A 25,798-nucleotide genomic window follows, 5' to 3' on the forward strand; every position below is an offset into this window, starting at 1 on the left:
CACCCCTGCATCATACCAAGAGGGCTTTTTTTGATCAAGTCCCCGGAAAAGCTCCTAACGGGAATGCTCCTTTTTGTTTGACTGTACCTTTATCTTAAAACGCTTACAACCGGCCTTCAATGAGAAGTAAACGCGACTTTGTCAAGGGGGTTGTTGACACTTTAAAAAAAACACATGCGATGAATATGAAGTCAATTTGAATTTATATTTAAGATTGTTGTTCTTCTTTATATTTTTGGTTATCCCATATTCTAAAAAATGGATAATATAATGTTGCTGATAAAGCCACATTGAATAACTGCAATACCGCTCCTGAAAATTTACCCCCCGTAGCTAGAAATCCCCCTATTCCTACAGGTGCTGTCCAAGGGACCATCACTCCAGCTGTTTTTGCGACTAAACCTAAATCCATTGCAAAGTACGAAACTGTAACAATAACCACTGGAACGAGAATAAACGGTATCATCATAACCGGATTCATCACCATAGGCAGCCCAAAAATAATTGGTTCATTAATATTGAACAATCCCGGGGCAATTGCCAGCCTTCCTAGTTGCTTTACCTGTTTGCTGCGTGACTTAAATAAAAGCAAGAGTGCCAAACCGAGTGTTGTCCCTGAACCTCCAATAGAATAAAAGATATCCATAAACTGAACATTTATGATATGGGGGATTTCTTTTCCGGACGTAAAGGCAAGCCGATTTTCATCTACAAGCGCCAACCAAACAGGCGACATAATTCCCCACACAATGGCCTGTCCGTGGATGCCTGTTACCCACAACATCTGCGCGATAACCACTGCGATAACGGCCCCGGCCAACGAACCTCCAAGGAGAGAAAGAGGCTTTCCTAAGAGAGTGAAGACAATGTTGTGCATGTTTTCGAACGGGGTAACTTGAAGCAACAACCGCAACAACCAAACGGTTATTATGGCCGCCATCCCTGGCAACAAGGCAGCAAACGACCTAGCTACAGCTGGGGGTACACCGGCTGGCATCTTAATGACCATATTTCTCTTGACAACAATACGATAAATTTCTGTTGTTAAAATAGCGATAATAATAGCGACAAACATTCCCTTGCTCCCCGTTAGTGCAGTTGGAATTCCATCGACTTGATAAACTTTGTCTGTTTCTGGAGGAGTGAAGGAGATTTTGTAAGGTGTCGCTAACAGAAAGCAGGCGACTGAAACGATCGCAATGGATACTGAGTCTAATTTATATCTTTCAGCCAGTCGATAGGCAACTCCAAAAGCTACAAATATAGCAAGCAAGTCAAATGTCGCACCAACCGGGTAAAGCAGGTTTTTTTGCCAGTTACCCCCAAACAAGCTTGACATAAATGATTCATACCCCTTAATAGGAAGAAAGGCGATGATCAGGAAAAGTGATCCAATAATGACTAAAGGGACTGTCATAATGATACCATCGCGGATCGCCTGTAGATGCCGCTGTTCTCCTACCCTTGCCGCAACAGGCATAAACTTTTCATCTAGAAATCTCATGAACCTATTCATGTATTCGCCTCCCTACTCTTTATAGTCTGGTCATACCCATAACCCAACAAACACTTCTACCAATCATATCCTTCTCATGTACAATTTTATAATAAAACGCTTACAATCATGATTGTTAAATATTACAATTTTGTCCTAAGCATTGTTGACATCTTTTAATAATCTCTGAAGGCAATCTAGCATCCGAACAGCTAAACACCCTTTAACTATGGACATCTTTACTTGTTTTTTTTGTATTCCATGCCTCAACAAACATAAAAACAACTCGGAAGCAAACATGATCCAAAACATCCATGAGTAAATTTCGCTCCCGCCTAGCATGAAAATCACTGTTCACCGGCACGGGATTTTCACCGAACGACCTATGGGCTACCTTCTGTGCTCCACCCGGGCACGAAAATCGCCACTCACCAAATTAGAATTTTCGCGAAAAGAGTCTAACTCAACGGTACCTCCATTAAAAAACTAGAATAAATGAGTAGTGGTGAGAGGAGGGACATATGTAGTAAAAAAGGGTGCCCTGCTACATTTGGGACACCCTTTCTTCATCATTCGCTTACTGATATCTCGCCGTCACCATTTTCTTTCTCGTGTAAAACTCGACGCCGTCGCGGCCGTTGGCATGAAGGTCGCCATAGAACGAGTTTTTGTAGCCCGAGAACGGGAAAAAGGCCATCGGCGCGGGGACGGCGACGTTGACGCCAAGCATGCCCGCGTCGATTTCTTCGCGGAACTGGCGGATCGCTTTGGCGCTGTCGGTGTAAATGCAGGCGCCGTTGGCGAACTCCGACCGGTTGGCGATCTCAATCGCTTCGTCCAAATCGCGGGCCCGGACGACCGAGAGAACCGGAGCGAAAATTTCATCCGTCCAGATCGTCATGCCCGGCTTGACATGGTCAAAAATCGTCGGGCCGATAAAGTAGCCTTTGCCGCTTGTCGCCGAGTCGCGGCGGCCGTCGCGGACAAGGAGCGCGCCTTCTTTTTCGCCGATTTCAATGTATTTGATCGTCCGTTCTTTATGCGCCTCGCGGATGACCGGGCCCAAAAAGACGCCTTGGTCAAGCCCGTTGCCGATTTGGATGCGGTCAGCAGCCTGTTTGAGCCGCTCCACCAACTCATCAGCGATATCACCGACAGCGACAACGACCGAGCACGCCATGCACCGCTCACCCGCCGAACCAAAGGCGGCGTTGATGATGTTCGTCACCGCCAGATCAAGATCGGTGTCCGGCATAACGATCGAATGGTTTTTCGCACCGGCGAGCGCCTGCACCCGCTTGCCGTGGGCGGCGGCTGTCCTGTATACGTACTCCGCAACCGGCTGCGAGCCGACGAACGAGACGGCTTTAATGTCTTTATGTTCTAAAATGCCGTTCACGACCTCGTGCGCTCCGTGGACAATATTCAGCACTCCCGGCGGCAGGCCGGCTTCGGTGAACAGCTCCGCCAGACGATTGGCCAACATAGGAGTCCGCTCGGACGGCTTCAGTACAAACGTATTGCCGCAAGCGATGGCGAGCGGGAACATCCAGCACGGCACCATCATTGGGAAGTTAAACGGCGTAATCCCAGCGACGACGCCGAGCGGATAGCGATACATGCCCGATTCAATGCCGGTCGCGATATCCGGCAGCTGCTGCCCCATCATGAGCGTCGGAATCCCTGCCGCAAACTCGACGCATTCAATGCCGCGCTGCACCTCGCCGTACGCGTCCTCGTATACTTTGCCGTTTTCTAGCGTCACCATTCTAGCCAACTCTTCCCAATGCTCGACAAGCAGCTGCTGGTAGCGGAACAAAATGCGGGCGCGGCGCGGAACCGGCACTTTCCGCCATTCGCGGAACGCTTCCTTCGCAGCCGCCACCGCCGCATCCAGCTCCTCGCGCGAAGAGAGAGGCACTTTGGCCAACACTTCTCCCGTCGCCGGGTTCGGCACGATTTCTTCTTTTCCGGATGTCGAAGCGACCCATTGGCCGGCAATGAAGTTTTTCAATGTTTTTGTTTCGGTGACAGAACTCATGAATGAAACCACCTTTCTCATCGGTTTTTCGACAGATTGGCTCATGAACGCGCACAAGCGTGATCGATTCAGCGGCGAATGCTGCCTTGTGCGGGAACAGTTGGCAAGCTGAACGCTTCCAAAAAGCGGCGTCCTTTGCCGTCTGTTTGCGGCTGGCCGCTGTCATGCGTCCTGCAATCGCCATCTGATTCACGAACTGACGGTTTTCGTGTTGTACTCATAGTCGTAACAATAATGGTACAATGCCACAATTTCCTCGTGCGTCGGCACTCTCGGGTTATTCGCTGGACTGCCGCTTGCCAGCGCATCAGCCGCCATTTTATCAACCGCTTTGTCGAATGCCGCTTTGTCAATGCCCCATGTTTTCATATTCGGGATGTGCAAATCACGGCAAAGCTGTTTCACTTCTTCAACAAGCGCATCGGCCGCTTCGGCATCAGAAACGTCCTTCAGCTGCGGGTTGATGAGCCGGGCAATCACCGCCAACCGTTCTCTGGCGCTGTCTTTTGTAAATTCAAGCACCCCTGGCAGCAGCATCGCATTGGACACGCCGTGCGGCACGTGGAAAAGCGCGCCGATCGGCCGCGACATGCCGTGCACGAGCGTCACCGAGGCGTTCGAGAACGCCATGCCGGCCTTCATCGCCGCGATCGCCATTTTCTCCCGCGCTTCGATGTCTTGACCGTTTTCGTACGCCCGGCGCAAATGACCGATGATCGCCTCAATGGCGGATAGCGCCAACACATCGGTCACCGGATGGGCGCGTCGGGAAATATACGCCTCGATCGCGTGGCAAAGCGCATCGACACCGGTCGCCGCGGTGACGGATGGCGGGCATGAGACAGTAAGAAGCGGGTCAACGATCGCCACGGCCGGAAGGAGCGCCGGCTGGGAAATCATAATTTTGACGTCTGTCTTCGTATCAATAATGACTGTCACTTTCGTCACTTCGGAACCGGTGCCGGCCGTCGTCGGAATGGCGATGAGCGGCACTGGTTTTTTCGTGAACATCCTAGCGTTGCCAACATAGTCGCTGATCGTTCCCTCATTCGTCATCATCACTGCCACCGCCTTCGCGGCATCGATGCTGCTGCCGCCGCCAAGAGCGATGATGACGTCACATCGTTCGCTCCGGCAGACGTCAAGCGCCTCATTTACATGGACATCCGTCGGTTCTTTGTCGACCCCTGTATACTTGGCAAATGGCACCCCCGCTTCCTGCAAATATTGTTCACAGCGGGCGACCAGACCGATGTTCTCCATCACCGGATCGCTGACAATGAACGCTTTCGACCCGAGCGCTTTCGCTTGCCCGCCGACTTCACGAAACGTTTCGCACCCATAAATAACCCGGTTCGGCACCAACAGCTCGTACATTGTTCCGTCACCCTCTTCCTTTGATATCGTTTTCAATATCTTCTATATGCAAACTTTATGCCAAACTAGAAACGTGTTATGATTAGGAATTTTCCATCTCCTTAACGGAATCCCACCCACACTTTACCTACACATCCCCTACATTACCCGACATTCTCCCGACACCCTTTTCCCCTCAACAAAAAAGAAACAACGGTCAGTCTGCCGTTGTTGATCATCATGGACCGAGAACCCCCCTTCTCAGCGGAGAACGCTCAAAATCCATACTTTTTTAATTTTTCATATAATGTAGATCGGTGAATGCCAAGTCTCCTCGCCGCTTCCGCCTTATTGCCGTTCGCCGCGACAAGGGCGGCAGCAATGCGTTCGCGTTCGGATTGGTAGACCATTTCTTTCCACCGGTCGGCGATGTTCGCACCGCCATATGGCATAGATGCCGCCATCGGCTGAATGGCGGACAAATAGGCAGGCAAATGTTCGCGCTCAATCTTCTCCCCTTCCACCATACTAATGAGCCACTCGATGACATTGACCAGCTCACGAATGTTGCCTGGCCATGAATAGCTGACCAACACCTCCATCGCCTCTTTTGAAAAAGATTTCCCCCGAACCCCATACTGCTGGCAAAGCCGTTCCATATGATGCGCGATGAGGGCGGGGATATCCGACTTCCGCTCACGCAGCGGCGGGAGATGGATGCGGATAATGTTCAGGCGGTAAAACAAATCTTCGCGGAACGTTCCGCCTCGCACCATCTCCTCGAGCGGTTTGTTCGTCGCAGCAATAATGCGCACGTCCACCTCTGTCCCCGATACCCCGCCCACTTTTTCCACTTTCTTTTCCTCAAGCACGCGCAACATCTTCGCCTGCATCGCAAGCGGCATATCACCGATTTCGTCTAAAAACAGCGTCCCCCCATGGGCGAGCTGAAACTTGCCCGGTTTCCCCCCTTTTCTCGCACCGGTGAACGCTCCGTCCTCATAGCCAAACAGTTCTGCTTCCAAAAGCGCTTCCGGGATGGCGGCGCAGTTGATACTGACAAACGGCCCGTCCGCACGCGGACCCGCCTCATGAATCGCCCGCGCCGCCACTTCCTTCCCCGTTCCGCTTTCGCCGGTAATGAGCACGGTCGACGGCACACGCGCCGCCCGGCGGATCATTTGTTTCACCGCAACGATCGTCGGATGGCGGCTGATGATGCGCTCCACCCCTACGGCGGCGGAGGTGGCCGCCTCTTGTTTTGGCGCTGCCGTCCCGTTTTTCTCCTTCCGGCTTGCCTCGCGCGACAGCTCTTGCAGGCGCCGGAAAATTTCGTATACTTCCGACACCCCTTGGAAAATGAGCATCCCAATCGCTCCGATGACTTTGCCGTCACGCCAAATCGGAATGCGATGCACGACCATCGGCTGGCCGTAAATTTTTTGAATATATCCACGCTCTGGAATACCGGATTGCACACAAATATGCAAACGGGTATTTTCGATCACTTCCGTCACATGCTTGCCGATCGCATCCTCTCGGCGGATGCCGAGGAACTGGCAGTACGCCCGGTTGATTTCCCGAACGACGCCATCTCCATCAACGACGACGACCCCTTCATACGCCGCATCCAGCACCGTTTTCATCGTTTCCGCCAAGCGCTGTGTTTCTTCCAACTCACACCGCAGTCGTTCAAGCTCGGCCGTTGCCCTTGAATCCTCTTTGGCGTCGGGTGCTTCCGTGCCTTCCTCTTTCGGCCCCGTCCCGCCCTCGATCGAAAACGCCGCCAATACCTCTTCCACTGTCATCATGCGATCCATTCCATGCGCCACCGCCCATAGCAGCATCCGCCACGTGCATCGACCGACCGAGCTCCCGCATTCATCGACGACATCAACGGCGTCCATCCCGTGCGCCACCAGCAACTGAGCCGCCTGCTGCAACGTTTGATGGCGGCCAAGGGTCACTGATGCGCCATGACCCACCGTCATCGTGATCCCCCTTCCCTGTTCCTTTTTCACGTACCGTTCGCTACTGGCCTCAAAAAATCCTTCTGTTTTTTTTCGTGAAAATCCCGTCAGCAAGCAGCCATTTTCATCTCCGTGTCGAGAGCGGACCGCGCTACCCATGGACCTTTTTTCGTGAAAACCGCAAACCGGCAAGAAGTGTTGGAATCGATGATTTTTTGCAAACAAGCAAAATTTTTTGTAGATTTCCGTAGATTTTCGTAGGCGCATATTTACAATGAATTCGAAAAACATTCACAAATTTGTCACAAAGGAGGGGGGATATTGATTTATTTCCACCAGGTCAACAAATACTACGGCGATTTTCATGTGCTCAAAGACATTAACTTGACGATCAACCAAGGAGAAGTCGTCGTCATCATCGGGCCATCCGGCTCAGGCAAAAGCACGCTTGTGCGCTGCATCAACCGGCTCGAGACGATCTCAAGCGGCGAGTTGATCGTTGACGGCGTCAAAGTGAATGACAAACAGATCAACATCAATGAACTGCGGCGCAATATCGGCATGGTGTTCCAACATTTCAACTTATACCCGCATATGACCGTCTTGCAAAACATCACGTTGGCGCCGCGCAAAGTGCTCGGCATGTCGGAAAAAGAGGCCAATGACATCGCCATGTATTATCTCGAAAAAGTCGGCATTCCAGATAAAGCAAACGCTTACCCGTCCGCGCTCTCCGGCGGCCAGCAGCAACGCGTCGCCATCGCCCGCGGATTGGCGATGAAACCGAAAATCATGCTGTTTGACGAACCGACATCGGCGCTTGACCCGGAAACGATCGGCGAGGTGCTTGATGTCATGAAACAACTGGCGAAAGAAGGGATGACGATGGTTGTCGTCACCCATGAGATGGGGTTTGCCCGCGAGGTGGCCGATCGCATCGTCTTTATGGATCAAGGGCGCATTTTAGAGGAAGCACCGCCTGAGGAGTTTTTCGCGGCCCCGAAAGAGGAACGGGCGCGTGTCTTTTTAAGCCGCATTTTAAACCATTAATTCCGGTCAATCAAAGGGGGTTTTGCTCATGAGAAAGAAAGCATGGAAATGGTGGATTACCGTCGCCTTAACGGCCTTATTGAGCGCTGTCGCCTTGACAGGCTGCAGCACGACGGACAAAGGAGAAGGCGGAACATCGTCCGAAACAACGAAAGCGACCAATACACTTGAAAAAATTAAACAACGCGGCAAACTTGTCGTTGGCGTCAAATACGATTTGAACTTATTTGGATTGAAAAATCCGGAAACCGGCAAAGTGGAAGGATTTGATATCGATATTGCCAAAGGGTTGGCGAAAAAAATTCTTGGCGATGAAAACAAAATTGAATTGAAAGAAGTGACATCCAAAACGCGCATCCCGATGCTGAACAACGGGGAAATTGACGCCATTATCGCCACCATGACGATCAATGAAGAACGGAAAAAAGAAGTGGATTTCTCGGATGTGTACTTTATGGCTGGGCAATCGCTGCTTGTCAAAAAAGACAGCCCGATCAACAGCGTGAAAGACTTGAAAAAAGGCATGACCGTTCTGACGGCGAAAGGCTCGACATCGGCGGAAAACATCCGCAAAGCAGCACCGCAAGTCAACGTGCTTGAATTTGAAAACTATGCAGAAGCGTTTACCGCGTTAAAAGCCGGCCAAGGCGATGCGCTGACAACGGACAACGCGCTGCTTTGGGGGATGGCAAAACAAGACCCGAACTACCGCGTCCTTGATGAAACGTTCACCGAAGAGCCGTACGGCATCGCCGTCCGCAAAGGGGACAAAGAACTGCTGCAAGTCATCAATGAATACTTAAAAGAAATTAAAGAAAACGGCGAATACGATAAGATCTACGAAAAATGGATCGGCAAAAAACCGCAACAATGACAGGCGAAACACGGTGGGCGGGACGCATCCGCCCACCTGTTTGCCCAAAGCCCTTCATTCAGCGAAGAAAGGAGGTTGATCGCCGTGCTGCGCTTTTCCATTTTGGTGGAACATTGGGATTTGTATATGCAAGGATTTGGCCATACGATTTTAGCCAGCGTGCTGGCTCTCATCGGCAGCTTGGCCCTTGGGACCATCATCGCCATTTTCCGCATCGCGCCGATTCGTCCGCTCAATTGGATCGGAACGGCGTACGTAGAATTCATCCGCAACATTCCGCTTGTCTTAATCGTTTTTGTTTTTTTTATGGGCTTGCCCGCCATCGGCATTCGCTTTGACTCGTTTACCGCCGGAACGCTCGGACTGATGGTGTATACCGCTGCGTTTATTGCCGAAGCGATCCGCTCGGGCATCCAAGCAGTGCCGAAAGGACAAATGGAAGCGGCGCGCTCGTCCGGGTTGACCTATTTGCAGGCGATGCGTTACGTCATCTTGCCGCAGGCGGTGAAAATCGTCATTCCACCGCTTGGCAATCAGTTCATCAATTTGGTAAAAAATTCGTCCGTTCTTGGCGTCATTGCCGGGCTTGATTTGATGTATTTCGGCGATCTCATTTCCTCGAAAACGTTTGTCACCTTTGACGTCTATATTTTCGTCGCCTTGTTTTACCTCGTCTTAACGATCCCGCTCAGCCTTGGTGTCGGCTACTTAGAACGCCGGCTGCTCAAGGCGCGGTAGGAAAGGAGGGTGCATCATGGATTTTGCCGGTGCCTACACGCCCGCCCATTTGAAGTTTTTGCTTCAAGGGTTTCTCGTCACATTGGAAGTGGCGTTCATTTCCATTGCTTTGAGTTTTATCTTCGGCATTATCATCGGGGTCATTCGCTACACAAAAATCCCGGTGCTTTCTCAACTGCTCGCCGTGCTGGTCGAAACAATCCGGAATTTGCCGCTGCTCTTGATCATTTTCTTTACGTATTTCGCCCTTCCGGAAGTCGGCTTGAAGCTCGATAAACTATACGCAGCCATTTCGGCCTTGGTCATTTTTGAATCGGCCATGTTGTCAGAAATTGTCCGCAGCGGCCTGCAGTCGATCGATAAAGGGCAAATCGAGGCGGCGCGTTCATCGGGGCTTACGTATGGGCAGACGTTATGGTACATCATTTTGCCGCAAGCGTTGCGACGCATGGTGCCGCCGATCGTCAGCCAGTTTATTTCCTTATTAAAAGATACATCGCTGGCCATTGTCATCTCCTTGCCCGAATTGATGAACCATGCGCAAATCATTAACGGGCGCAACGTCAATTTCGTCATTCCGATTTTTCTTCTCGTTGCGTTCATGTATTTTATCGTCAACTATTCGCTGTCACTCGTCTCGCGGCGATTGGAATACCGCCAGCGGTGATGGAACCGTATCCCCTTCTTCAGCTGGGGCATACGGTTTTTTCTTGCTATCTTTGAAAAAAGGCCGTTGTTTTCGCTTTTCTGTTATATAATAGAGTTGCAAACTAGGCCATGACTTTCACAAAGGCGGTGACGTCCACTGACACTCGCGAAAAAAGAACCTGTTTGGCTTCTTTTGCTTTTGCTTTCGGCGACCGCGTTTCTGGGCGAAATGAAAATGAACCCGTTTGACAGCCCGTTTCGCGTCTCGCTCGGCAGCGCCGTTTTTGTTCTTGGGTTGGTCGCCTTTTCTTCCCTTCCCCCGCTTGTCATCGGCGCAAGCACCGGAGCGGTGGTCGTCGGGTTTCGCGTTTTTCTCGACGTCTTAACGGGGGAAACATCCACATCAGAAAGCCTATGGATTCACCTTCCGGCCGCCGGATATTACATCAGCTTTGCGGCTATGGCGGCCATGGTTCACTTTCGCCGGCAAATGGCGGCGCCCATCCGCGCGGGAGTGATGGGAGCGGCGCTGGACTTTCTCGCCAACGGCTGCGAGCTTGCCATTCGCTACGGAATGGGAGAATCGTTCCCGTTTAGCGGCCACATGCTCGTCGTGCTGTCGCTGTTTGCTATTTTGCGCAGTTTCTGTGTCATTGGCGTTTACAATATGTGGATGACCAAACATGTCCGCTCGCTGGCCGAGGCAAGAAAAGAAGAGCTTGAGCGGCTGATGATGGTCAACAGCGGGCTTTACGAAGAGATGGTTTACTTGCAAAAATCGATGGCGCTCATGGAAGACATGACGCGCCAAAGTTATGATCTGTACTCGCGCCTTGTGGAAGGCAAACCGGTTGAACCGCGCATCGCCCTCGACCTTGCCGAACATATTCATGAAACAAAAAAGGATATGCAGCGCATTTTCGCCGGTCTGTCCAAACTGATCGGCCGCCAGTCAGGAAGGGGGCGCATTCCCATCGCTGAATTGTGTGCGATGGTGATTCGCGCCAACGAAAAATACGCCAGCCTGTCCGGAAAAGCGATCACGTTTTCCTATCACGGACAGATCGACTTGGCCACTGATCAGCTCTATCCACTACTTTCCGTATTGAACAATTTGGTGTCCAATGCGGTCGAAGCCATTCGCAAAAACGGAGCAGTCGAACTGCGAGCCCGCTTGGAAGGAAACGGCTTGGTCATCGAAGTGGAAGATGACGGCCCCGGCATCTCCGCTGATGATATCGCCTGGATTTTCCAACCAGGCTTTACGACGAAATACGACCGCCGAGGCAATCCATCAACAGGAATTGGACTGACCCATGCCCGTGACATCTCCCAAGCGCTCGGCGGTCATCTGCAGCTCGTCAAAAGCGAACCGGGCCAGACCGTCTTTCGCTTCGTTGTTCCGACGTCCCGCCTGCTAGAGGCGCAAACCGATGCCTTTCAGAACGAGCATCCACCTGTACCGCCGCAAGGGGCACATCTTGTTTGAATGGCCGCGGCACCATCAAGAAAGGGGAGAACAGAGGGATGGGAGGACTTCGTTTTTTTCTCATCGAAGACGACCCCGCAGTCCGAAAGATGCTGGAAAAGTTAATCCATGAATCAGGGCTCGGCGAGGTGGTCGGCTTCGCTGAGGACGGCTTCAACGTCCGCACCGCCGATTTGCTTGACGTCGATGTCGTGCTCATCGATTTACTCATGCCGGGGCGCGACGGCATTCAAACGATCAAGGCGCTGCGGGAAGAAGGATTTGCCGGAACCTTTATCATGATTTCTCAAGTCGAAAACAAAGAAATGATCGGCCACGCCTATTTGCAAGGCATCGACACGTACATTCAAAAACCGATCAACCGCTACGAAGTGCTGTCCGTGCTCAAGCGGGTCGCCGATCATATGTCAGCCATCCGTTCGCTTGAGTCGATCCGCCAAGTGCTAAAAGGTTTTGAGCCGCCGTCGGCCGCTCGTGAATCCATTCCGAACCAAGCCGCTATTGAACAGCAGGCTGAGCAGCTTCTCCTTCTTCTTGGCGTCGCCGGCGAGGCGGGCAGCGCGGATGTGCTTCTTGTGATGCGCTGGCTGGCCGAACAGGAAGCAAAAGGCCGTCCGGTGCGGGAACTGCCGCCGTTGAAAGAGCTATACGCGGAACTCGTTAGGCGGGAATATGGCCTGTCGCCTGCGGAAACAAGCAAAGAAGCGCGAGCGATGGAACAGCGCATCCGTCGGCTTGTCTTGCAGGCGTTCTCCCATCTCGCCTCCCTCGGCCTCACCGATTACACCAATCCGACGTTTGAGCATTTCGCGCCAAGACTGTTTGATTTTGCGGACATCCGCCGGCGCATGAAAGAACTCGAGCGAGGCCAGAACGAGACGGAATGCCGGATGAATGTGCGCAAGTTTTTAACCGCTTTTTTTCTCGAACTGAAACGAATCTAGCGGGTGATGATACGCCTTTTCAAGGTCGAGGGCAGGCCATGGGCTTGCCCTCGTTGCCCCTAGGCGCGACAAAGAATCAGGCAGCCACCTCTCTATATCTTCATCACGCTAGCAACCGATGGAGTCTTCCTGCTACCAACGAATGAGACAAAAGCGGCGGCCGCCATGAACGAAGCGAAGCAGCGATACATCTTCCTCGATCACCTCACCGATCACATTGACTCGGTCATCGGGCGGGAGGTCAACCAAAGTCATTTGCAGTTCACCGGCGTACCGGCCATAACGTTCGTTATCGATCGTGATTCGGCCTGCCCGACGCGGCACCGGGGGGAGAGGCTGTGCGTCCATGTTCGCTTTGCCCGGATCCCGCAGTGACACGCGCACCCGCGTCATGCAATGGGCAATGCGGATGATGTTTTCTTTTCCCCCAACGTACTGAAGTATCGATATGGCAATTTGTTGTTCTCGAGTCATGATCGTTCTCTCCCCCTTATTTCGTTATTCAAGCGCTTTACGCACAAACCCCTTTGCTTGTTGCAGTCGTTTTTTTGCCTCTTCATAACCGCATTGGCGCAAAATCATCACGATCGCCGTTTTCACCTCCCCTTTGGCCTGTTCATAATAGCGGGACGCCTCTTCGGCGCTGACTCCTGTCGCCTCTATTAAAATGCGCTTGGCCCGCTCTTTTAACTTTTCATTTGTCGCCTGTACATCGACCATCCAGTTCCCATACACTTTGCCAATACCGACCATCGCTGCCGTAGAAATCATGTTGAGCACCATTTTTTGCGCTGTCCCAGCTTTTAACCTCGTTGAACCAGCCAACACTTCCGGCCCTGTTTCGATTTCCACCGCCGCATCGGCATACTGACTGATGGCGGCTCCTTTATTGCAGGCGATGCTTCCGGTCGATGCCCCGATTTGTTTGGCATAACGAAGGGCGCTGACCACATATGGCGTTCGGCCGCTTGCTGCAATGCCGATGACAACATCGTTTTCCGTCAAGCCGACTGCCTGTAAATCGCGAACAGCAGCCTCTTCATCATCTTCCGCTCCTTCCACCGCCTTCGCAATCGCTTCCGGTCCTCCGGCAAGGACCGCCTGCACCATGGACGGTTCAGTTCCAAATGTCGGCGGGCATTCGACCGCATCAAGCAATCCGAGCCGGCCGCTCGTCCCCGCCCCGACGTAAATCAACCGCCCGCCGCGCCGAAATGCGGCGATGACAAGATGGACGACTTTTTCAATACAATCAAGTTGCTCAGCTACTGCGGCAACTGCGGCCTGATCTTCCTCGTTCATGACGTGCAAAATTTCTTTTGTCGTCATTTCATCCAAATGTTTCGTTTTTTCGTTTCGTTGTTCTGTCGCAAGATGTTCAAGCAATTTTGTCACCTCTTTGCACGTTTTAAGAAATTATATTTCATAATTATATTATAAATTTATGAAATAAAATATCAATCTATTCTTTTTTGTTTGAAACATTCCCACAAAAAAAGCGGGCCCGTCTCAGACCCGCTTTACCTCCGCAACCGCACCACTTCTTCTCTTGTTTGATGAAATCGTTCAATGACCCGGCTTCCCACCCGATGGAACGTAATCAAATACAAGGCATCGATCACGTTGAGCTGCACCATTCTCGATGCCATACTGCCAATGCGATGGTCTTGCTCAACATCCGGCAGCGCAAGTCGAATATCCGCTTCCTTATATAACGGTGATGAAGGATCAAGCTTTGTAATGGCAATGACCGTCGCCTGCTGCTTTTTGGCAAACCGGGCGATCTCCAATACATCTTTCGTCCGCCCTGACGTCGATATGGCGACGAACACATCTCCTTCTTGCAAATGGGCCACCAGTGGCAGCATCGTATGAAAATCAGGCGATGTTGCCGCCATGTAGCCAAGCTTCGTAAACTTATAACTAGCGTCCACCGCTGCGGCCGCGGAGCCGCCTACTCCGTAAAAAACCATCTTCTTGGCTTTGATCATCGCCTCAGCGGCTTTTTCTAACTCGCGCTTATCGAGTGTTGTCGTCGTCGCCTCAATGGCCGCCTTATTCACATAGGTCACTTTCATAAACAGCTCATACGGCGCATTCGGCTTGTCAATGATGGAAAAATCATTAATGTTCATATCCGCCATCGCCAACTCACGGGCAAGCGCCAGCTTCAATCCCGGAAAGCTGCCGATGCCGATCGCCTTGCAAAAGCGAACGACACTCGCCTCGCTTGTATCAGCTGCCCGTGCCAACTCTTTGGTGGTCATCGTCGGAATCAGCTCCGCATGGCGAAGAAGATAGGCAGCCACTTTTTGTTCCGCCGGTGACAATTGCTCGAGCTGCTGTTCGATTTTCGCTAAGATCCCTATTTCATTCATCATGGTCCCATCCTTTCCGGCCACTGTTGCTATTTCCATCTTATCATGGATATCCCTTTGGACTCTACACCCCAAAAAAACTTGAATAAAAAATGTTTGAATTCAAGATATATATTTGCTATGATAATGATGGGATGATGAAGTAACCAAGAGGGGGAGAACAATGACAACATTCCAACTTGACAAAGCGCACAGCTCGATCACTTTTCAAGTCCGGCATATGATGATTTCCAAAGCAAAAGGGGAATTTACCAACTTTGACGTCGACGTGCAAGGCGATGTGAATGAACTGGAGTCGCTGAAAGTAAAGGTGACGGTTGACGCCGCTTCAATCGATACGAAAAACACCGACCGCGACAACCACCTCCGCTCAGCTGACTTTTTCGATGTGGAAAACCATCCGACCATCACCTTTGTCAGCGACTCGGTGCGCAAACTGTCCGACACCGAATATGAAGTGACTGGACAGCTGACGATTCGCGGCGTGACGAGAACGGAAACGTTCAAAGTCGAATACAACGGTCAAGTGAAAAACCCGCTGACCGGCGGCATCACCGTCGGCTTTGACGTCGAAGGAACGATCAATCGTGAAGATTACGGATTGGTATGGAACGTCGCGCTCGAAACTGGCGGATTCCTTGTCGGAAAAGAGGTAAAACTCAACGCCAGCTTTGAGTTCGCCCTCAGCTGAGCGTCCGTAGCGAAGAAGGTGTCCCGTTGCCTCGGGACACCTTCTTTTGCGCTATACACACATCGAACAACACGATGCTGCATTGAAGGCGGATCCCCTTTTCCTATAAGCCGCGCACAAAACCATTTCGACCACCTGTTCTGGCGGATCACCTTCAGAGTCAGCCCTTTTCGGCTTTGAAACGAAACCGCTGTGCGATGCCAGCATTCTGTTTCGCCTCATTGCGCCGTATATCCGCCATCGATCACGACCGCCTGCCCGGTGATACCTTTCGCTTGTTCGCCTGCCAAAAAGAGAACATAATGGGCGACTTCTTCAACGGACAAGAGCCGCCGCTGCGGCACGAGCGGGTAAACGACTCTGCCGCCCGTTCCACCTCTTCCTGCTTCAAGTCGGCAAGCACGACGTTCACGCCGTTGGTTGCCAACGTTTTTGCCACTTCATAGCCGATCCCCCGCGCCGCTCCGGTAACGAGGGCTGTGCGATGCACGATCATTCCCCTTCCCCCTGCTTCATCTGCTCATACACCTCATCATACTGCTTCGCCAAGTCAAAATCGAGCGTCGTCAACCCTTTCGCACGCCACGAAGACAGCTTCACCGTGATCAACTTGTAGTCGATGGAAATGAACGGATGGTGGTTGGCGTTTTCGGAAATCGCAGCGATTCGCCCGACGAACTCAATGCCTTGCAAGTAGTCTTGAAAGCGGTATTTTTTCACGATCCATCGCTCATCGGTGAGCTTCCAGCCGTCTGTCTCGGCAAGCAGCGCTTGCACTTCCTCTTCGGTTAACCGCACTGTGATCCCTCACTCTCTATGATTCCTTTGAAATACTGATGGACAAATGAAGGAGCTGGTGTCATGTTGTAGGGCACGCCGTTGATGATCTTCCACCCACTTGCCATAAACGTATACCGTTCTTTTGCCGCTCGATCGGCTTCGCGCCCATCCCCCATCCGCCTGCTTTCCCCTTATTATACCATCGGACATCCGCGGCCGTCATACAGCTTACGCGCTTGCTCTGCAAAAAACATTCATAAGCCCTTGCTTCTATAAGTTACAATAAAGAATTTCCGATTTTTCGTTGCGGGTTTCATCTAAGTACAAGCCGATATGAGAGGAATCAGCAGGATGTAAAATAAAATTTCAACTTATATAGCTTCGCATAAAAATGACGGATCAAGGCAGCGCATGTTCACTAAAAGGTCTATGAGCAACGCTTTGCCCTCCACCCAAACATGAAAATCACGATACACCGGCGAGTTTTCACAGTAAAAGCCATCCGATCGGGATGGCTTTTTCGCCCAATGCTTGTTTTAAGGCCGCAAGCCTGCCAACTGCTCGGCAAGGCGCAAATAAAAGGAACGAATCGGAAACAACGGATTCGGGTCAACGCCAATGACTTCCAAATGATCGACATTGTACGTTCCCATGTCATTCCAAACCCCTTTTCGTATTGTCCCATCATACGGCACGATTCGATCGCTCGACCCACGTTTTGGACCGTTCATCGAAACCGTATTGACGATGCCGTCGTTTTCAAGCCAGCGATCGTCAACGCCGAGCGCCGGATTGCGGTACGAACCGAGAAACGGAGCGCAAACGACCGCACTAAACGCGTTCATGCCGAGCTCCGGATAATGGTTTCCGGTCCATGCACCTTGCTCCGTTCGCTCGGTGGAAAAACTCAAATAATACGTGTTGGGACTCGCTTGCACCCACCGATTCAACGCTTCAGCGCCGGGGATGGATAAATCGTAGCGGGCGGTATCTGTGGACGTCCAAACCGGGGAGCGCTTGAGCCGTTCCACATAATGGTCGAACGATTCACCCGGCTTTCGGCGCAGTCCCCATTGGTCGAGTTTGAAGTCGTACACGCTGTCTGTGTAAGGCACATTGCTGGCGACAGCCGCCGTTTTCAGCACCGCTTTTTGCAAGTCAAAGAAGCGGGCGGTGAAATCGACCATATTGACAAGCGTCGTTCCGTCATGAGGAGTGGCGATCGTCGTCACGCTTAACACGAAACGATGGCCGCCTTCGAACAACGGTGACAACGACACATTGTGCGCCTTGGCGTACTCCCGCTCTTCTTGGCTGCCATTCTCTAGGAGTGAGACAAGCAAGCGGGCCGTCTGTCCTCCTTGGCTATGGGCGATGATATGAATGAGGCCGCCCTGTTTCAATTCTGGCAACAGGCCGGGATACGTGCGGCCAAACCGCGCATGACCGTGCTTTGCCGCATGGGCTGCCCCGTAATCGACCGTCCCGCCGACAAGCTGAGCATACGCTTCACACGCTCGGTCCCAATTGCTTGAGAGCGGTCCGACCGCCAGCGTATAAGTTCGATAACCGTTGTCGTTCAACCATTGCTCGATATCGCCGCGCACGCCGCCCCAGTACTTAAATCCAACCATTTCGTCCCTTCCCCAACCGGTAAAACCGTGGAGAAGCACGATGGGGGCATCATTGGCGCGCGAAGCTGCCGCTTCGGCCCGCCCTCCCGCGACCGATAGGCCGAACACAAACCATAATCCGAGCAACAGAAACAGAACCCGACAGCGTTTCATTATGCTCCCCCCATCATTCTGAATTACCTGAATATTTTATCTATAAAACCATTCCCCTTCAATCCCCGCAATTGTCGGGATTTCGACATGAACAAGCCAGCGCGTTACACCGAACCGTTTCCCTTTTACCAAGCCTATTTAAAACAATATAATGGACGGCGCCAGCCAAGTTAGCGAGCCGGTTGCTCATAGAAGATAGTGCGCTGATGCTCCTCTTTTTCCAATTCTCCAGTCGATACTAAATACTCTAAATGCGCGAGCGTCTCGGCGATCGCCAATCGCCATTGGATCGGAGTCAATCGCTTATGGTCAAACAAGCGCCGCGCGATGTCGTAGGCGGTCACCCGAGCCGTCGCAAGCGCTTTTATGGCTTGCAACCGCTGTCCGTGGTGGCGGACAATAGCGCTGACCCGCTCGCGAAACTGGTGGATGGCCCGGCCATGGGCAGGCCAAGCGATATCCACTTCCAACTCCTCGACTTTGCGCAAAGAAGTGAAATATTGCTGCAACGGGTTCGGGTCGGCTCCCGGCCATACACCAATATTCGGGGTAATGCGATCAAGCACGTGGTCCGACGCGATCAATTGACGCAATTCGGGCTGATAAAAACTGATGAGTCCATCACTATGACCGGGAACCGGGACAATCGTCCACCGCCGCTGTCCAAGCACAATGTCGGAAGCGTCCAAGACAGTGAGCACCGGGAGCGGACTCACACGCATCGACAGCTTCCACATGTCTTTCTCTATTTCCGCTGTCAGTTCCTCTGGCGCACCATGGCGGCGAAACAAAGCCGCCACCTCGCCTGCTTGGATGCCTTCTTCCCCCCAGACCCGTTCTGCCATGTGATAATCGGGCGCGCTGATCCACACAGGAGCCTCGGTTTGCTGCTGCATCCAGCCAGCCAAGCCAAAATGATCCGGATGAAAATGGGTAAGATAAATGGCACGAACATGGCGAGGCTTTATTCCCAGCTCTCGAAACGCTGACTCCCAGGCGCGCATCGCCTCGCGATCGCGAAACCCAACGTCCACAATACTCCAGCCGTCTGCCTCCTGATACACGTAACAGTAGACATGTTTCATCGGAAACGGGACGGGAATCGGAACACGGTACATCCCCTCCCCGATCGTTTCCACCAGCGTAGACGCCATTTCTTCTCCTCCCCTTGCCTTTCGCCATTTCTTGAGAGCTGGCGATGTTCTACCTATTCTTTCGATTCAAAGCTGTTCGTTCAATGGATGGAAGATCGGACGGTGTTGGCCAATCGATAATCGCCTTCCCTGCTTGCCAGAGTTGTGCCTTTCACGTTTCTTGGGAGACTTCTTTCGGAAATGACATGCGAACGAGGATGTGCAGCTTTTTGTCAAGAAGAGTGCAATGTCCGTTGCTCAAGTATGGCCAGCCAACCTGTGGTCTGAAGCTATGGAGACGTTTACAAGTCCGGTGAACGCGATCGATCATTCTCCTAGTCATTTGTACGCCTCTTCTATCGGCAAAACTGACTACTCTGCCAATCACCTTCCATCGCCCACGGAGATACGCGCGCATGATGAAAGCGGAATCACCTTTATTTTACACTTTCTATTCTTTTGCAGGCAAGACAAACAAAGAAAGACATGTGCCGAAACAACTTCGCTCCGGCTTAAGAGGAACGAGATGAAAATCGAAACGAAACATGAGAAATTCGCTATTGCAACTTATAACGTTTCTCTAAACAAAAAAATTCCATATATTTCTCTATTTTCATCCTTCTCATGTCCCTATATACTGAATTCGTATATCAAACAAACGGAGGTCACGACATGAAAAACATCGTTCCTTTTGCCTTGGCCGCATCCATAGCCACTGTATGGCCAGCTTCAGCGTTCGCCATTGAACGCAACGATCCAGCTTTAGAGCAGTATTTAAATGAAGCCGGGATCACAGTCGAAGAGCTGGAAAATTATTTGGACTATGAAGGCTATTCGCTCGATGAGTTTGACAGCGTGGACGAATTACGCCGCGAACTCGGCGAGCCGCTCACGGAAGAAAATTTAGCTCAGTTGCTCGCCAAACACGGATTGACCGAACAACAGCTTCGACAAATGCTTATCGACAATGGAGAAATGGAAGAGGCACAGGCCATTACCGATGTGTTTTTATTTTACAATGATCTCGAAGAATATATCGAACTGTTTAAACATTACTCCGTTCCGATCACTGATGAAACGCTAGCCGCCTTTCTAAACGAACGCGGAATGACAAAGGAAGAGCTCATCGCTCTTCTTGATCGGCACGGCGAATCGTTGGCCGATTACCACTCAATCGGCGAGCTGAAAGATATTGTCGATTATTATCAAAATTTGACGCCGTTGACCGAGGAAACATTAAACGAATTTTTGCGAGAAATTGGCATGACGAAGACGCAGTTGGAAAAACTGCTGTCTAAAAACGGCGATTCGCTTGACCATTATGCGACGGTCGAGGAACTGTCGGAGGCCGTCATCGACTACTTGCTTCCGGATTTGGACGAGCTCGGTTTGACGGACGCAGAGTTGGAAAAGCTCTATACCCATTTTGAATCGCTGAATATGGAAGATCCGCAATTCGCCAAGAAAATGGAAGAAATCGGCCAACGGCTTGAGGCGATCGGGGCGTACGATTTCACGAGCATGACGGAGCTATCGCCAACGCAAATCGCTGAGATCGCCGATGTATGGACGGACCTGCTTTCTACATTCCAGCTGGAAGCAAAGTTTTATTTGACGAAAGACGGCGAGAAAAAGCCGCTCAGCCTATCGACGCTGCTGACAATGGAATCAGCGAACGGCTACGATTTGCTTGTTGAAATTTACAGCACTGACGGCGAGCGACTGGCTGATTTTGTCGTGACCGAAGAGATGTTTGCTTCTGACCTATTCGATGAAATCGGCAAAGACTTACAACAAGGCGGCCAGGCAGCGAAAATCGAAAAAGTAGTGAAGCCGGCGACGCCGAAACCGCTGAAGCGGACCGAAGCCGGAGCCAAACTGCCGAAAACGGCATCCCCGTATGCCGCTTATATCCTGTTTGGTTTGGCATTCATCGGTACCGGTGCATTCCTTGTCCGCTTCCGCCAAGGAGCCGAGGCGAAATAAATGAACTGGAAACGGCTCGTGCGCTTTTTTGGAGCAAGCTTGATCGCAGCGGGAATCGCCGTGGTCGGCGTTAGTGGTCTGAAATGGAAAAGCGGCCTAGAAGCGGCCAAGCCGCTGTCCGCTGAAACAGAGCAACCAGTGGATGCCGCGCCGATACGAAACCAAGCTCCTCTCTACGCAAAACAACCAAAAATCGGTGAACAAATCGGCGAACTCATCATCCCGAAGCTCAACGCCAGCCTGCCGATTTACCACGGTACAGATGAAGACGAGTTGGAAAAAGGGGTCGGCCATTACGCAGGCAGTGTCCTGCCAGGCGAGGCGGACAACTGCGTGCTTTCTGGCCATCGCGACACGGTCTTCCGCCGTCTTGGCGAAGTCGGCGAAGGCGATCTCTTGATCGTCCGCACGTCCGCTGGCACATTCACCTATAAAGTGCGCAAAGTGCGTATCGTCGATGCCGACGACCGGACGGTCATCGTTCCAAAGCCGAAAGCGACACTCACCGTTTCCACGTGTTATCCATTCCGCTACGTCGGCCCCGCTCCGCAGCGGTACGTGCTCGTCGCCAACTTAATCAATGAACGCTCTTAGCCTTGCGAAAATCGAAAGGGGCTGACCCAAAAGGTCGCCTTCTTTCAAGATAGGCACAACATATAGTGCGGCGGAAGCAGTCAGTACGTATATATAGCGACGAAAGAGGGAGTCCCGGTCCTTTTGGGACACCCTCTTTTTTACTTCCCTTCGTACGCCGTCCAAGTCGGCTTTTTGATTTTCGCCGACAGCGAGACAATTTTCCGTTTCACCCGGTCTGCTTCCTTTCCCGTTAACGGCATCGGCTGATAATTGTTTCTTGTCGTCACCGATGAGATGCGAAATGGGATGACGCGGATTTCTTTTTTGGCCGTCCGCTTGCCGTTTTGAAAAGAAAACACTTGTTGGAAGACAAACGTATCTTTGTCGCTCGGATTTTTGTTTCCGCCAAACATAAAATTGCCAAGGCTGTAAACGATGAATTTGCCTTTATACTCTTCAATCCCCTGGACGACGTGCGGATGATGGCCGACGACCAAATCGGCGCCGCTGTCAATCGCAAAGCGGCCGAGCGCCTTTTGCGTGCTGTTTGGCACATAGCTTCGTTCCACTCCCCAATGAAAATGAACGAGGATGAGATCGGCTCCTTGTTTCCGAAGCATGCGAATATCGTTGGCGATTTGCTTGCGCAGCGTGCTGGTGTTGCTCCAGCCTTCATAGCCGAGCGCCCCGATTTGGACCCCTTTCACCGTTTTCAGCAACCGGAGCGTACGACCGAAATAACCGATATTTTCCTTTTTTAAACTGGCAATCGTGTCCTTGTATCCTTGCTGCAAATAATCGTACGTATGGTTGTTCGCGAGATTGACCGCATCAATGCCGCCATAGGTTAAGATTTTCGCATAACTCGGGTGGCCGCGAAAACGAAATTTCTTGTTTGCCTTCCGCGTCGAGGTCGTCAGCGTCGTTTCCAAATTGACGGTCGTAAAATCATCTTTCTTGAAGATCGGCTCAATGTATTTCGTAAAATAGTCCAATCCATGCTTTTTCACTTCTTCATCAAACGAATACGCATAACCGTAGTTTTCATCACGTCCAAGCGTCACATCGCCCGCAGCGCTGATGGTGATGCGTACTTCATCCGGTCTCCGCACAGTGGATTTCACTGCCGCTCGCGCTATAGTCGTCTTAGCAGCCGGGCTAGGCAGCGGCACGGAGTTCACCTCCCCCTTTCGCGCTGCTAACACTTCATCTCCCCCATGTTCATCAACTTTGTCACACGAGAGCAACAGCAGCGCTGAAACGAAGAGAAGCGCTAAACCTTTTCTTTTTCTCTGTACGTCCATATCCCTTCTCCTATCTTTTTGCCGTTTTGTATATCCTTCGACACTTTTCCCGTTCTTTCCTTTCTGACTAGCAAATTTTTTGCGTGATGGCTTCCATGTTTCGTGATATAATGGCCTCACAGGCATTTCCTTCCTCACTCTCACACCTCACACATCCCTTCCACTGCACTGTCGGAAATGCCCTTTCACTCACCAAATCGGATCAAGGAGGTTGCCTTTTCTGATGGAGGAACAACTGTTGCGTCAATTGACAGAACTCGTGCAGCATCTCGTTCACGACATGACCGGAGTCAAACAAAATTTGCAAACGGTCGTGCAAAACATCGCCACCCTTCAAAAAGATGTCGATACGCTGAAAAAAGATGTCGATACGCTGAAAAAAGACGTGGATATCATGAAAAAAGACATGGATACCATGAAAAAAGACATGGATACCATGAAAAAAGACATGGACATCATGAAGAAAGACATGGATACCATGAAAAAAGACATGGACATCATGAAGAAAGATATGGATGCCATGAAAAAAGACATGGACATCATGAATAAAGATATGGATGCCATGAAAAAAGACATGGATGCCATGAAACAGGAAATCCAGCTCGTGAAACAAAAGGTAGACAAGCTCGAACGGCGCATGGATCGGCTTGAACAACGGATGGACAAACAAGAAGAAGAACTGCGCTGGCTAAAAGAGCAAACAAAAGAAAATACGGAGATGATCAAAGCCATCCGCGATAATCAACTCGAGCAGCGAAGCATTCAAGACGGCATGCGCCATGAAATTGCCAACCTTCGCGGCGAAGTCGTCGACATTCGCGGAAACATGGCGACCAAAGAAGACATCTCCCTCATTCATCAGCGTCTTGATTATCAACTTGGCCGCATCGCGCGGGTGGAAGAGGAAATCCACTTGTTGAAGGCGGCAAACTAGCAGGCATGGTGAGCACAATAGTCTAAAGTAAACATCTTCCGCGGCTCGTTCGTCAATTCCGACAAGGCGGTTCAGGAGCACAATAGTCTAAGCGAACATCTTCCTTTCGCCTTTTGTTTGGCTGCCAACTTTACGATGCGAGCTATCATATCCTCTCCGGGCTCGGTCCATCGCTTGGGCTGCGATGGTTGTTTCGACAGTCCATCCAGCCTTTGGCCAGCAAAAGAACAAATTCGGACGATAAACAAAGCCACACCGGTAAATGTTGTGTGGCTTTGTTTGCATCTCCATATGACTATTCGATCAATTGGTTTTTTGCAATACCCGATTCGTCTCCTTGGCCGCCTGATCGAGCGCCTCTTGCGGATCTACCCCTTCATATAGCTGCTCCATCGCCTTTACTACGTGTTGGCGCGATTCCGGAAATACCGTTATGAGCGCCCCTTGAGTCGCCGCTGTCGGCTTCGTTTCATGGAGCTGGTCAACAGCCACTTTCAATTGTGGGTACTTTTTCCACTCTTCTTTAACGAGCGGTTCATCGTAGGCGGCGGGATTGATAGCAAAATACCCTGTGCGCACGTGCCACTTGGCTTGAACGGAAGGACTGGTTACGTATTTCATGAACTCCCAAGCCGCTTTCTGCTCCTTCTCGCTGCTTCCTTTCATCATCCAAAGAGAAGCGCCGCCGATGACCACCCCTTGGCGCTCAATCCCGTCCGGAACGGGCAAATACGAAACCCCGACCGAAAACGGTGAGTTGTCGATTAGCGACTTGAGGCCGGCCGATGAATCCAAATACATAGCTATTTTTCCTGCTTGAAACGCCGCGCGCATATCGTCCCAATTTTGCCCGGCGTTATAAAACGTGCCGTCCCGATACATATCGCGGATCAGCTCAAACACTCGTCTTCCTTCCTGTCCATGAAACACCGCTTCGGTGGCATCCGCGCTTCTGCCGTTGTCATGGTTGACATACAATCCGCCTTGCACGGCGATCATCTCTTCAAAAAACCAGCCGTAGTTCAACATCGAGAATCCATATTGTTTTGTTTCCTTTCCGCTTTTCTTTGTCAGCTTTTTCGCCGCTTCTTTCAGTTCACTGTAAGTGAGCGGTGGTTTTTCGGGATCGAGCCCCGCTTTTCGGAACGCATCCTTATTGTAAATTAGCACCGGCGTCGATGAGTTGAACGGCATGGAGTAAATTCGCCCGTTGACTGTATAATAACGAACAATGTTTTTCTCCCATTGCGAAACGTCGTACTGGTCCTTGTCGATCCATGTTTGTACCGGAACGATTTGCCTGCTGTCGATCATATGCTTCGTCCCGACTTCAAACGTCTGCATGATCGTCGGCGCTTCTTTCGTTCCGGCCACCGCGTTCCATTTCGTCAATGCTTCTTCATATGTACCTTGAAACACAGGTTTGACCTCAATGTCTGAATGAGTTTGATTAAAATCGTTGACAATTTCCTCTAACACCGGCTGCAAATCCCCGCTCATCGAGTGCCAAAACACCACTTCCGTTTTTCGATTGGCGGTCTCCCCCTTGGAATCCACACTTGAACATCCAGCGATGATCGATACGAAAGCGAGTAGTAATCCAAGCAAAACATTTTTCACGTTG

General features: G+C 51.3%; 21 protein-coding genes and 4 pseudogenes. 10 read left to right on the plus strand and 15 right to left on the minus strand.

What is annotated here, in order from left to right:
* Positions 1 to 208: 208 nt before the first annotated feature.
* The 4 genes from celB to B4113_RS03285 all read right to left on the minus strand — a co-directional run bounded on the left by celB (position 209) and on the right by B4113_RS03285 (position 6,883).
* A complete protein-coding gene (gene celB, locus B4113_RS03270; protein WP_033843757.1) occupies positions 209 to 1,516 on the minus strand; it encodes a PTS cellobiose transporter subunit IIC in 1,308 nt (435 codons plus the stop codon).
* 556 nt (positions 1,517 to 2,072) lie between these two features.
* Entirely contained in the window at positions 2,073 to 3,536 is a 1,464-nt protein-coding gene (locus tag B4113_RS03275; RefSeq protein ID WP_033019129.1) for a CoA-acylating methylmalonate-semialdehyde dehydrogenase, read from the minus strand.
* 189 nt (positions 3,537 to 3,725) lie between these two features.
* Complete coding sequence (locus B4113_RS03280; RefSeq protein ID WP_033019130.1) at positions 3,726 to 4,913, minus strand: iron-containing alcohol dehydrogenase; 1,188 nt, start codon at positions 4,911 to 4,913, stop codon at positions 3,726 to 3,728.
* 254 nt (positions 4,914 to 5,167) lie between these two features.
* On the minus strand, positions 5,168 to 6,883 hold the full coding sequence (locus B4113_RS03285) for a sigma-54-dependent Fis family transcriptional regulator (protein ID WP_033843754.1): 1,716 nt from the start codon (positions 6,881 to 6,883) through the stop codon (positions 5,168 to 5,170).
* A 300-nt stretch (positions 6,884 to 7,183) separates the two neighbouring features.
* On the opposite strand from B4113_RS03285, the gene B4113_RS03290 reads away from it, so the two are divergent.
* The 6 genes from B4113_RS03290 (at position 7,184) to B4113_RS03315 (ending at position 12,605) form a co-directional block, all read left to right on the plus strand.
* Positions 7,184 to 7,912, plus strand: coding sequence for an amino acid ABC transporter ATP-binding protein (locus tag B4113_RS03290; protein WP_031409067.1), 729 nt, complete (start codon positions 7,184 to 7,186; stop codon positions 7,910 to 7,912).
* A gap of 28 nt (positions 7,913 to 7,940) precedes the next feature.
* A complete protein-coding gene (locus tag B4113_RS03295) occupies positions 7,941 to 8,786 on the plus strand; it encodes a glutamate ABC transporter substrate-binding protein (protein WP_033843753.1) in 846 nt (281 codons plus the stop codon).
* Positions 8,787 to 8,870: 84 nt separating this feature from the next.
* Positions 8,871 to 9,524 carry an amino acid ABC transporter permease gene (locus B4113_RS03300; RefSeq protein ID WP_031409063.1) on the plus strand — a complete coding sequence of 218 codons (654 nt, stop codon included), beginning with the start codon at positions 8,871 to 8,873 and terminating at the stop codon, positions 9,522 to 9,524.
* Between the two features lie 16 nt (positions 9,525 to 9,540).
* On the plus strand, positions 9,541 to 10,191 hold the full coding sequence (locus tag B4113_RS03305) for an amino acid ABC transporter permease (protein WP_033019134.1): 651 nt from the start codon (positions 9,541 to 9,543) through the stop codon (positions 10,189 to 10,191).
* A gap of 210 nt (positions 10,192 to 10,401) precedes the next feature.
* A complete protein-coding gene (locus tag B4113_RS03310; RefSeq protein WP_051962816.1) occupies positions 10,402 to 11,661 on the plus strand; it encodes a HAMP domain-containing sensor histidine kinase in 1,260 nt (419 codons plus the stop codon).
* Between the two features lie 38 nt (positions 11,662 to 11,699).
* Positions 11,700 to 12,605, plus strand: a complete 906-nt coding sequence (locus B4113_RS03315) for a response regulator (protein ID WP_033844899.1) — start codon at positions 11,700 to 11,702, stop codon at positions 12,603 to 12,605.
* A gap of 132 nt (positions 12,606 to 12,737) precedes the next feature.
* On the opposite strand, the pseudogene B4113_RS21090 reads toward B4113_RS03315, so the two are convergent.
* The 4 genes and pseudogenes from B4113_RS21090 to B4113_RS03330 all read right to left on the minus strand — a co-directional run.
* Positions 12,738 to 12,938, minus strand: a pseudogene (locus B4113_RS21090) (phospho-sugar glycosidase domain-containing protein); the annotation flags it as partial.
* 60 nt (positions 12,939 to 12,998) lie between these two features.
* Positions 12,999 to 13,079: pseudogene (locus B4113_RS21095) on the minus strand (hypothetical protein); the annotation flags it as partial.
* Positions 13,080 to 13,103: 24 nt separating this feature from the next.
* The gene (gene murQ, locus B4113_RS03325) at positions 13,104 to 13,991 is read right to left on the minus strand and encodes an N-acetylmuramic acid 6-phosphate etherase (RefSeq protein ID WP_031409052.1); all 888 of its coding nucleotides are present in this window, start codon (positions 13,989 to 13,991) and stop codon (positions 13,104 to 13,106) included.
* 134 nt (positions 13,992 to 14,125) lie between these two features.
* On the minus strand, positions 14,126 to 14,983 hold the full coding sequence (locus B4113_RS03330) for a MurR/RpiR family transcriptional regulator (RefSeq protein WP_033844898.1): 858 nt from the start codon (positions 14,981 to 14,983) through the stop codon (positions 14,126 to 14,128).
* A gap of 163 nt (positions 14,984 to 15,146) precedes the next feature.
* Here B4113_RS03330 and B4113_RS03335 point away from each other — a divergent pair, with 163 nt between their 5' ends.
* Positions 15,147 to 15,674, plus strand: a complete 528-nt coding sequence (locus B4113_RS03335; RefSeq protein WP_033843749.1) for a YceI family protein — start codon at positions 15,147 to 15,149, stop codon at positions 15,672 to 15,674.
* Positions 15,675 to 15,892: 218 nt separating this feature from the next.
* Here B4113_RS03335 and B4113_RS21100 read toward each other — a convergent pair.
* The 5 genes and pseudogenes from B4113_RS21100 to B4113_RS03355 form a co-directional block, all read right to left on the minus strand.
* A pseudogene (locus B4113_RS21100) lies at positions 15,893 to 16,033 on the minus strand (SDR family oxidoreductase); the annotation flags it as partial.
* Positions 16,034 to 16,074: 41 nt separating this feature from the next.
* Positions 16,075 to 16,170 (minus strand): annotated as a pseudogene (locus B4113_RS21105) (SDR family NAD(P)-dependent oxidoreductase); the annotation flags it as partial.
* Entirely contained in the window at positions 16,167 to 16,472 is a 306-nt protein-coding gene (locus B4113_RS03345) for a 4a-hydroxytetrahydrobiopterin dehydratase (RefSeq protein ID WP_033843746.1), read from the minus strand. The gene B4113_RS03345 and the pseudogene B4113_RS21105, both read right to left, overlap by 4 nt.
* A gap of 518 nt (positions 16,473 to 16,990) precedes the next feature.
* Complete coding sequence (locus tag B4113_RS03350; protein WP_033843744.1) at positions 16,991 to 18,241, minus strand: triacylglycerol lipase; 1,251 nt, start codon at positions 18,239 to 18,241, stop codon at positions 16,991 to 16,993.
* Positions 18,242 to 18,411: 170 nt separating this feature from the next.
* The gene (locus B4113_RS03355; protein ID WP_033843743.1) at positions 18,412 to 19,395 is read right to left on the minus strand and encodes an MBL fold metallo-hydrolase; all 984 of its coding nucleotides are present in this window, start codon (positions 19,393 to 19,395) and stop codon (positions 18,412 to 18,414) included.
* A gap of 651 nt (positions 19,396 to 20,046) precedes the next feature.
* Between B4113_RS03355 and B4113_RS03365 the strand changes: the two genes are divergently transcribed.
* On the plus strand, positions 20,047 to 21,360 hold the full coding sequence (locus B4113_RS03365) for a processed acidic surface protein (protein ID WP_033843741.1): 1,314 nt from the start codon (positions 20,047 to 20,049) through the stop codon (positions 21,358 to 21,360).
* Positions 21,361 to 21,954: a class D sortase gene (locus B4113_RS03370; RefSeq protein ID WP_033843740.1), complete on the plus strand. Its 594-nt coding sequence runs from the start codon at positions 21,361 to 21,363 to the stop codon at positions 21,952 to 21,954.
* A gap of 140 nt (positions 21,955 to 22,094) precedes the next feature.
* Here the strand turns inward: B4113_RS03370 and B4113_RS03375 are convergent, their stop codons facing one another.
* Positions 22,095 to 23,240 (minus strand): CapA family protein, encoded by a 1,146-nt coding sequence (locus B4113_RS03375; RefSeq protein ID WP_033843739.1) that lies wholly within the window; start codon positions 23,238 to 23,240, stop codon positions 22,095 to 22,097.
* A 520-nt stretch (positions 23,241 to 23,760) separates the two neighbouring features.
* Here B4113_RS03375 and B4113_RS03380 point away from each other — a divergent pair.
* Positions 23,761 to 24,174 carry a hypothetical protein gene (locus tag B4113_RS03380; RefSeq protein ID WP_081897295.1) on the plus strand — a complete coding sequence of 138 codons (414 nt, stop codon included), beginning with the start codon at positions 23,761 to 23,763 and terminating at the stop codon, positions 24,172 to 24,174.
* 303 nt (positions 24,175 to 24,477) lie between these two features.
* Here the strand turns inward: B4113_RS03380 and B4113_RS03385 are convergent, their stop codons facing one another.
* Positions 24,478 to 25,794, minus strand: coding sequence for an ABC transporter substrate-binding protein (locus B4113_RS03385; protein WP_033019391.1), 1,317 nt, complete (start codon positions 25,792 to 25,794; stop codon positions 24,478 to 24,480).
* Positions 25,795 to 25,798 lie beyond the last annotated feature (4 nt).

The sequence above is a fragment of the Geobacillus sp. B4113_201601 genome (assembly GCF_001587475.1).
In the GTDB taxonomy this organism is placed as follows: domain Bacteria; phylum Bacillota; class Bacilli; order Bacillales; family Anoxybacillaceae; genus Geobacillus; species Geobacillus icigianus.